This window comes from Nocardia sp. CDC153, from assembly GCF_035818515.1.
GTDB lineage: Bacteria > Actinomycetota > Actinomycetes > Mycobacteriales > Mycobacteriaceae > Nocardia.
This window is the reverse complement of record NZ_JAYKYU010000002.1, coordinates 581,231-593,874: the sequence shown is the minus strand read 5'-3', so window position 1 is coordinate 593,874 and position 12,644 is coordinate 581,231. Positions and strand designations below refer to the sequence as shown.

The following is a 12,644-nucleotide window of genomic DNA, read 5'->3' as shown; positions in this document are numbered from 1 at the left end:
TCACCGCTTGTGGACGCGGGATGTCTTGGTCGACCGCGTATCCAGGGTCATCTCGTCCGCCTTGCGCACCGCGGACTTCAAGCGCACCGTCCCGGTCCGCGCGTCGAGCACATCGACGACGCCTTCGAGCAGCTTGGCGGTGTCGTTGTTACCCGAGGCGGCCGCGAGCTGCACCGCGCGTCCCAATTTCTTGGTGGCGGTGTCGAGATCGCCGTCCCGGCGCGCGGTCAGCCCTTCCTGGATGACGCCCGCGAGTTCGGCCTGCCCGGTGTAGTGCGCTACCTCGGGACTGATCTTGCTGGACTGCGCCACGTCATCGGTCCACACAGCCTTGATCAATCCCTGGCCCAGCACCTCGGCCTGATCGCCGCTGCCGCGTACCAGGCTCACCCGCCCGGCCAGCATCACATCGCCGAGCCCGCCCGGCGCGACCTCGACGCAGATGTGGTAGTCGCGGCTCTCCGCGCCACCCCACGATCCGGTCGGGTATTCCCCTGTCAGTGAGCCGGTTTCGGTGCGCCGCCCGGTCAGGTCCAACAGCTCGGGCGCGACCTGCTTGACGAATTTCACGCTCGCCCCGCGCGGCGTCCACAGCCGCAGCGCCACATCGGCGACCGACTTGCCCATGGCCGTGGTAGTCATGGCCTGGAAATCGGCCACCAGGTCCTTGGGATCGGCGACGATATCGCAGGTGCCCAGCAGCGCGGTGGAGACCTTGCGCAGTTCGGCGATCTCCCAGTCGGTGCCGACACCGCGACAGTCGCACACGTAAACCCCGGTGCTGGCGGCGATTTCGGCCTCCAGCTGCTGCGGGGTCTCGTGCTCGTCGCGACCGTCGGTGAGCAGGATGGCGTGCCGCAGCCCGTCCCGCGTCCCGAACAGCTGCCGCGCCAGCCGCAGCCAGGTGCCGATGGCGGTGCCGCCGCCCGCGCGCAGATTCTGCACGGCCGCAATGGCATTGGCCTTGTTGCCGGGGGTGGCGGTGATCAGCGTGGGCGTCACCGGATACACCATGCGCGCCACGTCGGTGCCGGCCACCACCGCGAACTCGACGCCGTCGCGCACCGCCGAAATGGCGGCGGCGGTGGCGTTCTTGGCGGCGGCCAGCTTGCCGTGGGCGTGGTCCATGCTGCCGGAGCAGTCGACGATGATCACCTCGGCCGCCCCGCCGCCGACGGGTACCGCGCCGCCCGTGGCGGTCACCGTCACCACGGCATTGACCCGGGTCGCGCCCACGGGCAGGTATTCGTTCTGGAAGGTCTCGATCCGGAAACCCAAGGGGTCGTTCATGATCGGTAACTCCTCGCGGTCACGGTGAAGGGCGCGAGCGCCACGGTGATGTTGTCGCTGCCGCCCGCCGTCAGCGCCAGATCCGCCAGCCGGTGGGCGGTGGCGAGGGGTGCGGTCAGGGCCTGCGGCAGGGCCAGCTCGGCGAGGGTGTCGGCGGCGGGGAAGTAGTTCCACAGGCCGTCGCTGCACACCAGCACCGCGCCCGGCGTATCCGGAACGAACGTGCGGACGTGAGGCTCGATGCGCTCCGCATCGGCCCCGAGCCAGGCCGTGAGGGTGTGCGCGTCCGGCATGGACATGGCGATGTCCTCGTCCACGCCGAGCTGGACCAGCCCGGCCGCCACCGAATCGTCGGTGCTCAGCTTGCGGGCCGGACCACCCGACGGCTCGGCGGTCAGCCAGTAGGCCCGGCTGTCGCCGATCGAGCCGACGGTGACCGCGCTGTCGGTGACCACCGCGCACACGATGGTGCACGACGGCGTGCGATCACCATTGGCTCCCAACGCCGCAACGGCATCGGCCGCCGCCCCGACGGCCAGAACGGTCGCCGCCTCGACCCCGAGCCCGCGTCTCACCTCGGCGGTCAGCCGATCGGCCGCGGTCGCGGCGGCGCGGGCGGACGCGTCACCGGCCTGATCCGAGCTGGACACGCCATCGCACACCACGAGAACGCGGACCCCGGATTCCAGCACGCGCACCGCCATCGCATCCTCGTTGTGCGCGTGGCGTTTTCCACGATCGGTGACCGCCACCGCCACGCCCAGATCCAGCTCTCGCCGATCCGGGGCCGCCGCCACCGCTCCACCGGTCAGATTGATCATCAGCCCTCACACCCAACTCAGGGGCCGAATCGCATTGGCCCGGTTCACCAAATCGCGCCGCGCCAGCTTGCTCGACGACAAGCGGGCCAGTTCCCGGTATCGGGACTCCAGCGCGCGACGCAGGTCGTCGTCGGCGAAACGGCAGCCCAGCACGGTCGCTCCCGGCTCGGCCGACCCCGACGCGACCAGCGCCCGGGCCGCGTCGAGCACGGCGATGCCACGCCGCGCCTTGTTCTCCTGATCCAGGGACAGCGCCTCGAGTCGATTCCCGGCGGCCACCAGGTACGGTCCGGACCCGCCCGCCAGCTGCGCCCCGAACACGGCGAGCTGCGCGGCGGTGTAATGGCTCGAACTCGACGGGACCGAATCGGCGGCCGCGATCGCACCGTCGATATCGCGCTCCTGCAGTCGCGTCCGCGCCAAACCGAAAGCGGCACTGGGAAATCCGTGATCGGTCTGCCACACGCGCCGATACAGCCGCGACGCCGCGTCGTACTCGCCCGCGCATTCGTGCGCCGCCGCCAGCGCCAGCTTAGTGGCGGACTCGCCCGGCAGCATGCCGTACACGGTGTCGAAGGCGTCACACGCGGCCGTGAAGTCACGCCGACCCAGCGCCGCGAGCCCGCGATACCAGGTGATCCGCCAGTCGGCGTCCTCGGACTTCTCCCACTCCGCCAATTCGCCCAGCGCGGTGTCGATATCGCCGGCCTCGATGCGGGCGCGAATGAGCGCGAGGGTCACCTCCGTCGAGGACACCGGTGCCGCCTCCAGCGCCGCGACCAACCGCACCGGATCCCCGATGGACGTGGTGGCCAGGAACCCCGCGGCCGGATCGGTGGGATCCACCATCGGCACCGGCAGCGCCGCCGCGATCGCGGCGGGGTCGGGGGTCGCGGGCCACTGCTCCGGATTCGCGCCGAAAGCCGCTCGCTCCCCGCTGAATACGGTCGACAGCGCCGGTCGCGGCTGGCCGTCCTGGGCCGCCACCACCTCGCGCAGCACGCCGGTGACCTGTTCGGCCATCTCCGACGCCGACCCGAACCGCTCGATGGGATCGGCGGCGGTCGCGCGTTCCAGCAGCCGCCGAAACGACGGGAACTGGGCCAGCAGCGGCACTTCCGTCGCGGGCGGCAGCGTATACCGGTACGCGCCGCGGTAGTCGAAGTTGAAGGTCAGCACCGCCAGCGTGCGCGCCACGGTGAACAGATCCGACTCCACCGACGCGCCTTCGGCTTCCAGCTCCGGCGCGCAGTAGCCGTCGGTCTTGAAGCCGGCGCTGTCCTCGTCGTCCAGGTGCCGGACCGCGCCCAGGTCGATGAGCTTGAGCTGCTCCTCGGTCTGAATCATATTGTCGGGCTTGAAGTCGCAGTAGAGCAGGCCCATGCCGTGCAGGTAGCCCAGGGCGGGCAGGATCTCCAGAATGTAGGCCAGGCCCTGTGTCAGCGGCATCGGCTGCAGGTTGCCGTTCGAATCCCGTTGCGAGCGCAGCTCTTTGAGCGACGCGCCGCCGATGTACTCCATGACTATGTAGCCGACGGGCTCGTGGGTGAGCGGGTCGGGATGCTTCACGAAATTGAAGATCTTCACGATGTTCGGGTGCTCGACCGAGGCCAGGAACTGCCGCTCGGCCACCGCCGCGGCCATGGCGTCGGCGTCGCCGGTATCCAACAGGCCCTTGAGCACCACCCAGCGGTCGCTGACATTGCGGTCCCGCGCCAGATAGATCCAGCCCAGGCCGCCGTGCGCGAGACAGCCCAGCACCTCGTACTGCCCGGCCACCAGATCCCCGGGCCCCAGCTTGGGCGTGAACGAGTAGGCGGTGCCGCAGTTGCGGCAGAAGCCTTCGGTGCGGCCGGGCGCACCCTCGCGGCCCCGACCCACCCGCTCGCCGCAGTTGCTGCAGAAGCGTTCGTGTTCGGGCACCCGCGGGTCGGCCAGCACGGCGGTCGACGGATCCCGGTAGGGCACTTGGGGAATGGAGACCAATCCCGCACCGAGCCGACCGCGACTGGACCGAGCGGTCCGGGTGGAGCGGGACGAGGATCGACTGGATCCGGCGAGTCTGCCCGAATGCGAGACGGCAGCCGGGGCCAGCCCGCACTCGTCGCAGAATCCGTCCAGGATGCTGCCGCCGCAGCCGGGCCGCACGCACTTGCTCATCGATTCCCACCCCGGTTGATATCCCTCATCGGGCGTGAGCCCGTCAGCACATGCTGCCACCGGTCGGCATAAACAAACCGTAAGGATTCCCGGGAATCGCGCGCGGGCACCGCTGCCCGCCTCCGATCGCCTCGGTTGTTAGCCTGAGCGCGACAAACGCGAAGGGACGGGTGCATGGCGACGATCGAAGAGGCGCTCGAGATAGAGCAGCTCGAGCGCGACATCTTCCGCGGCGCGTCCACCAAGACGCAGTTGCCGCGCACATTCGGCGGACAGGTTGCCGGACAGGCGCTGGTGGCCGCGGTGCGCACGGTGGATCCGCACTATCAGGTGCATTCGCTGCACGGCTATTTCCTGCGGCCCGGCCATCCCGAGCAGCCCACGGTCTACCTCGTCGACCGCATTCGCGACGGTCGCTCCTTCTGCACTCGGCGGGTGACCGGGGTGCAGAACGGGGAGGCCATCTTCACCATGTCGGCCTCCTTCCACGTCGGCGACGAGGGCCCAGAGCATCAGGACGTGATGCCGACGGTGCGGCCGCCGCTCGAGCTGCCCGACGCCAAGGAGTCCATGAGCCCGGAACGACTGTGGGCCATGCGCGAATGGGAGCACTGGGACATTCGCACCATCCCGCAGGACGAGATCGATCGCCGCGGCGGCACGATCGCCCAGCAGCAGGTGTGGTTCCGCTACCGGCACCCGCTGCCCGACGATCCGCTGTTCCACGTCTGCACGCTGGCGTACATGAGCGATATGACCTTGCTCGGCTCGTCGAAGGTCATCCACCCCGACGAGCCCACCCAGAACGCGTCGCTCGATCACGCCATGTGGTTCCTGCGCCCGTTCCGCGCCGACGACTGGCTGCTCTACGACCAGCAGTCGCCCAGCGCCGGAGCGGGCCGCGCGCTCACCGGCGGGCGGATCTGGAACCAGGCGGGGGAGTTGGTCGCGGTGGTCATGCAGGAGGGACTGATTCGCACCTTCCGTGATCCGCAGGCCGCCTCGTTCCCGCCCGGAACCGCCTGAGCCTCAGGCCGTCTGCACCCGCAGGTGGCACACCACGGTGTCGGACATCTTGCGCAGCGTCTTCTCCAGCTCATCGCTGCGGTGGCTGGGCAGCACGTGATTCCATCCCGCGGGCGGCTCGATCTCGGCGATCACCACCACCTTGCGCCGCCCGGCGAAATTGTCACGCACATACCGCGCCACCGGCCCGCCGACGGTGGAATCGCCGTCCTCGAGCAGCAGCAGCCGCACATCGGGATGCCATGCTTCCCATTCCTTGGTGAACACGGTGATGTTCTCGCCCGGCAGACACACGTGCACCGCCGTCACGTCCCGGCCCAGTGACATGGCCGCCGAGAGCGCCTCGCGGCTGAGCTCGGACACCTCCGACACCGGCACGATGATCGCGGTCTCGGAGGGTCGCGGCTCGGCGGGCACACAGCCCGCGCCCCGGCAGCCTTCGATGCGCCCGTAGGTCTTGCGAATTCGCTCCATCCCCAGCACCAATAGCGGCAGCACCAGCACGATCAGCCACGCGCCCTCGGCGAATTTCATCGACGTGGTGACGACCAGCGCGACGAAGGTCAGCGCCGCGCCGAACCCGTTCAGCCCGATTCGCCAGCGCCACCCCGGAATTCGATTCGCCAGCCAATGCCGCACCATGCCGATCTGGGCGATGGTGAAGCCCACGAAGACTCCGATGGCGAACAGCGGCACCAGCGCGTTCATATTGCCCTCGGAAGCGATCAGCAGCACCGCCGCCGAAATGCCCAGGGCCAGAACGCCGAACCGGTACACCTGGCGAGGCGAGGTCACCGCGAAACGGTGCGGCAGGCAATTGTCGTCGGCGAGAATCTTGGTCAGCGTCGGCAACCCGCCGTAGGAGGTATTCGCCGCCAGCGCCAGCAGGATAACGGTCGCGAATTGCACGACGTAGTAACCGATTCCGTGCCCCAGCGCCGCCTCGGTGAGCTGCGAAAGCACGGTCGTGCCATCCAGCGGCCGGATCGAGAACTTCTCGATCAGCGTCGCCAGCCCGATCAGCATGACACCCAGCAGCACGCCCAGCGCCACCTCGGCCCGCTGCGCACGTTTCACCTTCGGGGCGGCAAAGCTCGGCACCGCATTCGCGATCGCCTCGACCCCGGTCAACGCCGCACACCCGCTCGAGAAAGCCTTGAGCAGCAACAGAATCCCAATGGCCCGCGCGTTCTCGGACACGACCTCCCCGGTCGCCACCGTGGCCGGTTCACCCCGCAGCAGACCCGCGACGATCACCGCCAGAATCCCCACCACGAACACCACGGTCGGAATCATGAACGCCCGAGCGCTCTCCCGAATCCCGTACAGATTCAGCACTGTGATCCCGACCAACACGGCCAGACAGATCCAGACCGTGTACGGGAACAGCGCCGGAAACGCCGAAGTCAGCGCCGCCACACCCGCCGCGATCGAGACCGCCACATTCAGCACGTAATCCACGATCAGCGAGGCCGCCGCCACCAGGCTGGTCCGATGGCCGAGCCGCTCCTTGGCCACCGCGTACGCGCCGCCGCCGTTCGGGAAGGCGGCGATGACCTGCCGGTAGGACGCGATCAGCACGGCCAGCAGCACCACGATCGCCAGCGTCACCGGCAGCGTGAAGCCCAGCCCGGCGGTTCCGGCGGCGGCCAGCACCAGCACGATGGCCTCGGGACCGTAGGCGACCGAGGCCATGGCGTCCAGGGAAAGTCCGGCCAGACCGGTCGAAACGGTCAGCCCGTGCCGAGCTGGCGGCACCTCGAGTCCACCTCGCGCCGAGGACGAGGTGTGCGGGAGAACATCAGTCACATCCGGAGTCTTCACCCGCGACAGCTCCTGGACACTCGTCCTAACGGAACCCTGACACCCTGGGTGAGCAGGGCCACAACCACCCGCGAACGTATGCTCGACGGCGTGAAACCGACAATTGGCGTGCTGGCCCTGCAGGGCGACGTGCGTGAACATGTGCATGCGCTGGAAGCTTGCGGAGCCGACGTCGTCGGCGTGCGCCGCGAATCCGAGCTGGCCACCATTGACGGTTTGGTGATCCCCGGCGGCGAATCCACCGCCATTAGCAAGCTGCTGGAAGTCTTCGACCTGCTCGAGCCCCTGAAGCAGCGCCTCCGCGACGGCCTCCCGGCCTACGGCTCCTGCGCGGGAATGATCCTGCTCGCCAGCGAGGTCTTCGACACCCGCCCCGACATGAAGCCCCTACACGGCATCGATATGACGGTGCGCCGCAATGCCTTCGGCCGCCAGGTCGACTCCTTCGAAGCGGACCTGGATTTCAAGGGCCTCGACGACGCCCCGGTCCGCGCCGTTTTCATCCGAGCCCCCTGGGTCGAGCAGGCGGGCCAGGACGTCGAGATCCTCGCCACCGTCCCCTCCGGCCCCGCCGCCGGACGCATCGTCGCCGTCCGCCAGGGCAATGTCATGGCCACCTCGTTTCACCCCGAGGTAACCGGCGATCTCCGCGTGCACAAGCTCTTCGTCGACACCGTGGTGCGCCCGCGCGCCGGAGTCTGACGTACTCTCGAATGTCGGAAACAACACAGACCCCCGAAACGAGGAAGTAGGGAATGAGCGGCCATTCAAAATGGGCCACCACCAAGCACAAGAAGGCTGCCCTCGATGCCAAGCGCGGCAAGCTGTTCGCCAAGCTGATCAAGAACATCGAGGTCGCGGCGCGCACCGGTGGTGGTGACCCGGATGGCAATCCGACTCTCTACGACGCCATCCAGAAGGCCAAGAAGAACTCGGTGCCGCAGGACAACATCGAGCGGGCCCGCAAGCGTGGTGGCGGCGAAGAAGCCGGTGGTGCCGACTGGCAGACCATCATGTACGAGGGCTACGGACCCAGCGGTGTCGCCATTCTCATCGAGTGCCTCACCGACAACCGCAACCGCGCCGCGGGCGAGGTCCGCGTGGCGGTGACCCGCAACGGCGGCAATATGGCCGACGTCGGCTCGGTGTCGTACCTGTTCTCCCGCAAGGGTGTGGTGACCCTCGACAAGGCCGGGCAGACCGAGGACGACGTCCTCATGGCCGTGCTCGACGCGGGCGCCGAGGAGGTCAACGACCTGGGCGACGAGTTCGAGATCATCTCCGAGCCCGGCGACATGGTCGCGGTCCGCACCGCGCTGCAGGAGGCGGGCATCGACTACACCTCCGCCGAGTCCGGCTTCCAGCCCTCGGTGACCGTCCCCGCCGACGCCGAGCTGGCCCGCAAGGTGTTCAAGCTCGTCGACGCCCTCGAGGACTGCGACGACGTGCAGAACGTCTACACCAACATCGACGTGTCCGACGAGGTGCTGGCCGAGCTCGACGCATAGCCGACAAAGCTCACCCGACGCGGGCCGCTTCCAGCACGGAGGCGGCCCGCGTCCTTTCCGTGAATCAGGGTGGGGGAGCGACGAATTAAGGGATTTCCCCGATATCCCTGAAACCTCCTGTGCGACAAGCTGTATCCCAGGTCGGGACACTGTCGAAGAGGAGTTTCACGCATGGCTCACCGCTTGCTCGTCGGTCTCGGCACGGCTGCCCTGATCACCGCCGCTGCCGGCACGCTCGCCCCCGCCGCCTTCGCCAAGGACCTGGCCGACGGCGTCTCGTGCTCCGATCGCGTGTGCCGCAACGACACCGACGACATCTACCGCGTGCAGGTCCGCGTGCACTGCTCGGATATCCTTGGCACGCACGACATGTCGGTTTGGGTCAACAGCCACTCCACCGAGGAAGTCCGCGCCGGATGCCTCGGAACTTGGAAGCACGGCATGATGCACCCCGGCCCCTCCACCATGAACCCCGACGGCACCTGGAGCACGGGCCCGACGACCTGGGATCCCGACACCTACGAGCCCAGCTACGTCACCGGCGTCGACTACCTCAGCGCCACGGTCGACAATTCGAGTCGCCGCCGCCCCGAAGCCCCCGCACCCAGCGGCTCCTGATTCCGGCCGAATCCGCCGACCCCGCACCGATCCTCGCCGTGTCGATGGACAATGTCGCGACGGGCGTCCGTTAGACTCTCGAACAGTTGTTCGTTCACGGTGAGAGGGGTTTCGGTGCGGGTGATGGGCGTCGACCCCGGGCTCACCCGGTGTGGGCTCAGCATGGTCGTGGGCAGTATGGGCCGCAAGGTGACCATGCTGCAGGTGGACGTGGTCCGCACCCCGCCGGAAATGGAACTGGCGCAACGCCTTCTGCTGGTGGCTGACGGCGCCGAGGCGTGGATGGACACCCACAAGCCCGAGGTCGTCGCCATCGAACGCGTCTTCTCCCAGCACAATGTGCGCACCGCCATGGCCACCGCCCAGGCCGCGGGCGTCATCGCGTTGTCCGCGGCCCGCCGCGACATTCCGGTCCGCTTCCACACCCCCTCCGAAGTGAAAGCGGCCGTCACCGGAAACGGTTCCGCGGACAAGGCGCAAGTGACCGCCATGGTGACCCGTATCCTCGGGCTGTCCGTCGCACCCAAACCCGCCGACGCCGCCGACGCGCTAGCCCTGGCCATCTGCCATTGTTGGCGCGCACCCATGCTGGACCGCATGGCCAAGGCGGAGGCGATGGCCGCGGCACAACAGCGCATGTACGAGGAACGGCTTGCCCAGCAACGGAAGGCGGTAACACGGTGATCGCGTCGGTACGCGGCGAGGTACTCGAGATCGGACTCGACCATGTGGTCATCGAGGCCGCCGGAGTCGGCTACCGCCTCAACGCCACCCCCGCCACGCTGGCCGGACTGACCCGCGGCGAGGACGCGCGGCTGTACACCACCATGATCGTCCGCGAGGACTCGATGACGCTGTTCGGCTTCGCCGACACCGAGGCCCGCGAACTTTTCGGTCTGCTGCAAACGGTTTCGGGCGTAGGCCCCAAACTGGCCATGGCGGTGCTGGCGGTCCTCGAGCCCGAGGCCCTCCGCAAGGCCCTGGCGGAATCCAATGTCGCCGCCCTGACCCGAGTTCCCGGCATCGGCAAGCGCGGCGCGGAACGCATGGTCGTCGAACTCCGCGACAAGGTGAATCTGGTTCCCGTCCAATCGGGTCCGCCCGGCTCCGGCCCCGCCCCCATGGCGACTCCCGTCCGCGAACAGGTCGTCGACGCCTTGATCGGTCTGGGCTTCCCCGCCCGCCAGGCCGAGGGCGCGGTGGACGCCGTCCTCGCCGACGACCCGACCCTCGGCACGTCCCAGGCCCTGCGCACGGCTCTCGGTCTGCTCGGCAAGAATCGATAGGCCACCATGACCGAGGATTTCACCGACGACACCGAATCCGCCGTCACCGCAAGCTATCTGCAATCCGACGGCGAAATCGAAGCCAGCCTGCGCCCGAAGTCCCTCGACGACTTCATCGGCCAGCCCCGAGTCCGCGAACAGCTGGCGCTGGTCCTGCGCGGCGCGAAACTGCGCGGCGGCACACCCGATCACGTCCTCCTGTCCGGCCCGCCCGGTCTGGGCAAAACCAGCATGGCAATGATCATCGCGGGCGAGCTGGGCAGCGCCCTGCGCCTGACCTCCGGCCCCGCCCTGGAACGCGCCGGAGACCTCGCCGCCATGCTGAGCAACCTGGTCGAAGGCGATGTCCTGTTCATCGACGAAATCCACCGCATGGCCCGGCCCGCCGAGGAAATGCTCTACCTCGCGATGGAGGACTTCCGAGTCGACGTCGTCGTCGGCAAGGGCCCCGGCGCAACCTCGATCCCCCTCGACATCGCCCCATTCACACTGGTAGGCGCGACAACCCGCTCCGGAGCCCTGACCGGCCCCCTGCGCGACCGCTTCGGCTTCACCGGCCACATGGACTTCTACGAGCCCGACGAGCTGAAACTCATTCTCGAGCGCTCGGCCCGAATCCTCGGCGTGCGTTTGGAATCCGACGCCGCCGCCGAAATCGCGGGCCGCTCCCGAGGCACGCCCCGCATCGCCAACCGCCTGCTCCGCCGAGTCCGCGACTACGCCGAGGTGAAGGCCGACGGCCTGGTCACCCCCGAAATCGCCCACGCCGCACTGGCGGTGTACGACGTGGACGTCCTCGGCCTGGACCGCCTCGACCGCGCCGTCCTCGGCGCCCTGATCCGCAGCTTCAACGGCGGCCCGGTGGGCGTCTCGACGCTGGCCGTAGCCGTAGGCGAGGAAGCCGCCACGGTCGAGGAAGTCTGCGAACCCTTCCTCGTCCGAGCCGGTTTGGTGGCCCGCACCCCCCGCGGCCGCGTCGCCACCGCAGCCGCGTGGGAGCACCTGGGCCTGGTCCCGCCCCCGGATCTGGTCTTCGGTTCGATCGAGGTCCGCCCCCGCGAACCGCAGCTGGATCTGTTCGAGCCGTAAGCGTTTCAGCCGACGGTGAGCACCAGCTTGCCGACGGTGCGATTGGTGTCGCCGAGCGCGTGCGCCTTGGCGGCATCCGCGAGCGGGAAGGTGCCCGCAATGGTGGGTCGCAGGGCACCGGACTCGGTCAGCTCACGCAGGGCGTCCATGCCCGCGTGATCGGCCTCGACCAGCAAGGACACCCCGCGAACACCGAGTTGCCGGGCGGCAGCGCGCAATTCGGTGCCGACACCGCCACGGATGGCCACAACGATGCCGCCCGGTCGCAGCGTGCGCAGTGAGCGAATGGCGTGCTCCTCGTCGATCGGGTCCAGCACCATATCGATATCGCGAACGGTCTCCATGACATCCACCGAGTGGTAGTCGATCGGCTCGTCGACACCGATCGACCGGAGGAAATCGTGGTTGGCCGCGCTCGCCGTGCCGATCACGTACGCGCCCAGCGACTTCGCGATCTGCACCGCGAAATGACCCACGCCGCCCGCCGCCGCATGGATCAGAACCCGCTGGCCCGCTTGCACATTCGCGGTATCGACAATCGCCTGATACGCCGTGAGTGCGGCCAGTGGGATCGCGGCGGCCTGCGCGTGGTCCAGATTCGCGGGCTTGCGGGCGAAGGCACGAGCCGGACCGGTGACGTACTCGGCGGCCGCGCCGTGGCCGTGCGGATAGGGGAGCATGCCGAAGACCTCGTCGCCCGGCTCGAAGAGGGTGACGCCGACACCGGTCGCGACCACCTCGCCCGAGACATCCCAGCCCAGGACGAAGGGCGGCGCGGGGAGGAACAGGCCAGGCAGTCGGCGATGCTTCCAATCGGTCGGGTTGAGGGCGGTGGCGCGCACCTTGACGAGGATCTCGCTCGGCCCGGGCTGCGGAACGGGCTTCTCGACCTCCTGCAGCACCTCGGGTCCGCCGAGAACGTCCTGGCCAATGGCCTTCATCGTGGTGGGGATCGTCGTGTCCTTCTCGCTCATGCTCTCAGCTTGCCGTCGATCCGGGCAGCAGAAAATGGCAGGATTGCC

12 protein-coding genes are annotated in these 12,644 nt (G+C 68.6%); 7 read left to right on the top strand and 5 right to left on the bottom strand.

Features of this window, described 5'->3' with window-relative positions; all coding sequences use genetic code 11:
• From VMT65_RS11005 to VMT65_RS10995, 3 genes are read right to left on the bottom strand one after another with little or no spacing between them, the layout of a single operon-like run.
• Complete coding sequence (locus tag VMT65_RS11005) at nt 1-1,290, bottom strand: vWA domain-containing protein (protein WP_326307978.1); 1,290 nt, start codon at nt 1,288-1,290, stop codon at nt 1-3.
• Entirely contained in the window at nt 1,287-2,111 is an 825-nt protein-coding gene (locus VMT65_RS11000) for a PP2C family protein-serine/threonine phosphatase (RefSeq protein WP_326307977.1), read from the bottom strand. The genes VMT65_RS11005 and VMT65_RS11000 overlap by 4 nt, the downstream gene beginning before the upstream one ends.
• 6 nt (nt 2,112-2,117) lie before the next feature.
• Nucleotides 2,118-4,271 (bottom strand): tetratricopeptide repeat protein, encoded by a 2,154-nt coding sequence (locus tag VMT65_RS10995; protein ID WP_326307976.1) that lies wholly within the window; start codon nt 4,269-4,271, stop codon nt 2,118-2,120.
• Nucleotides 4,272-4,445: 174 nt separating this feature from the next.
• On the opposite strand from VMT65_RS10995, the gene VMT65_RS10990 reads away from it, so the two are divergent.
• Nucleotides 4,446-5,297 carry an acyl-CoA thioesterase gene (locus VMT65_RS10990; protein WP_326307975.1) on the top strand — a complete coding sequence of 284 codons (852 nt, stop codon included), beginning with the start codon at nt 4,446-4,448 and terminating at the stop codon, nt 5,295-5,297.
• Between the two features lie 3 nt (nt 5,298-5,300).
• Here VMT65_RS10990 and VMT65_RS10985 read toward each other — a convergent pair whose 3' ends face one another.
• On the bottom strand, nt 5,301-6,992 hold the full coding sequence (locus VMT65_RS10985) for an APC family permease (RefSeq protein WP_326309144.1): 1,692 nt from the start codon (nt 6,990-6,992) through the stop codon (nt 5,301-5,303).
• Nucleotides 6,993-7,199: 207 nt separating this feature from the next.
• On the opposite strand from VMT65_RS10985, the gene pdxT reads away from it, so the two are divergent.
• From pdxT to ruvB, 6 genes are all read left to right on the top strand, one after another.
• The gene (gene pdxT / locus VMT65_RS10980; protein ID WP_326309143.1) at nt 7,200-7,823 is read left to right on the top strand and encodes a pyridoxal 5'-phosphate synthase glutaminase subunit PdxT; all 624 of its coding nucleotides are present in this window, start codon (nt 7,200-7,202) and stop codon (nt 7,821-7,823) included.
• Nucleotides 7,824-7,876: 53 nt separating this feature from the next.
• Nucleotides 7,877-8,629, top strand: coding sequence for a YebC/PmpR family DNA-binding transcriptional regulator (locus VMT65_RS10975; RefSeq protein WP_326307974.1), 753 nt, complete (start codon nt 7,877-7,879; stop codon nt 8,627-8,629).
• A 171-nt stretch (nt 8,630-8,800) separates the two neighbouring features.
• Nucleotides 8,801-9,247, top strand: coding sequence for a hypothetical protein (locus VMT65_RS10970; protein WP_326307973.1), 447 nt, complete (start codon nt 8,801-8,803; stop codon nt 9,245-9,247).
• A 114-nt stretch (nt 9,248-9,361) separates the two neighbouring features.
• The gene (ruvC, locus tag VMT65_RS10965; protein WP_326307972.1) at nt 9,362-9,931 is read left to right on the top strand and encodes a crossover junction endodeoxyribonuclease RuvC; all 570 of its coding nucleotides are present in this window, start codon (nt 9,362-9,364) and stop codon (nt 9,929-9,931) included.
• Entirely contained in the window at nt 9,928-10,533 is a 606-nt protein-coding gene (ruvA, locus tag VMT65_RS10960; RefSeq protein ID WP_326307971.1) for a Holliday junction branch migration protein RuvA, read from the top strand. Before ruvC ends, ruvA begins: the two co-directional genes overlap by 4 nt.
• A gap of 6 nt (nt 10,534-10,539) precedes the next feature.
• Complete coding sequence (gene ruvB / locus VMT65_RS10955) at nt 10,540-11,622, top strand: Holliday junction branch migration DNA helicase RuvB (RefSeq protein WP_326307970.1); 1,083 nt, start codon at nt 10,540-10,542, stop codon at nt 11,620-11,622.
• 5 nt (nt 11,623-11,627) lie between these two features.
• Here ruvB and VMT65_RS10950 read toward each other — a convergent pair whose 3' ends face one another.
• Entirely contained in the window at nt 11,628-12,596 is a 969-nt protein-coding gene (locus VMT65_RS10950) for an NADP-dependent oxidoreductase (protein ID WP_326307969.1), read from the bottom strand.
• Nucleotides 12,597-12,644: the final 48 nt, after the last annotated feature.

Excerpts from the sequence above, each read along its gene's own strand:
- VMT65_RS11005 (WP_326307978.1), bottom strand. The coding sequence starts at position 1,290 with ATGAACGACCCCTTGGGTTTCCGGATCGAGACCTTCCAGAACGAATAC.
- VMT65_RS11000 (WP_326307977.1), bottom strand. The coding sequence starts at position 2,111 with ATGATCAATCTGACCGGTGGAGCGGTGGCGGCGGCCCCGGATCGGCGA.
- VMT65_RS10995 (WP_326307976.1), bottom strand. The coding sequence starts at position 4,271 with ATGAGCAAGTGCGTGCGGCCCGGCTGCGGCGGCAGCATCCTGGACGGA.
- VMT65_RS10990 (WP_326307975.1), top strand. The coding sequence starts at position 4,446 with ATGGCGACGATCGAAGAGGCGCTCGAGATAGAGCAGCTCGAGCGCGAC.
- VMT65_RS10985 (WP_326309144.1), bottom strand. The coding sequence starts at position 6,992 with ATGGCCTCGGTCGCCTACGGTCCCGAGGCCATCGTGCTGGTGCTGGCC.
- pdxT (WP_326309143.1), top strand. The coding sequence starts at position 7,200 with ATGCTCGACGGCGTGAAACCGACAATTGGCGTGCTGGCCCTGCAGGGC.
- VMT65_RS10975 (WP_326307974.1), top strand. The coding sequence starts at position 7,877 with ATGAGCGGCCATTCAAAATGGGCCACCACCAAGCACAAGAAGGCTGCC.
- VMT65_RS10970 (WP_326307973.1), top strand. The coding sequence starts at position 8,801 with ATGGCTCACCGCTTGCTCGTCGGTCTCGGCACGGCTGCCCTGATCACC.
- ruvB (WP_326307970.1), top strand. The coding sequence starts at position 10,540 with ATGACCGAGGATTTCACCGACGACACCGAATCCGCCGTCACCGCAAGC.
- VMT65_RS10950 (WP_326307969.1), bottom strand. The coding sequence starts at position 12,596 with ATGAGCGAGAAGGACACGACGATCCCCACCACGATGAAGGCCATTGGC.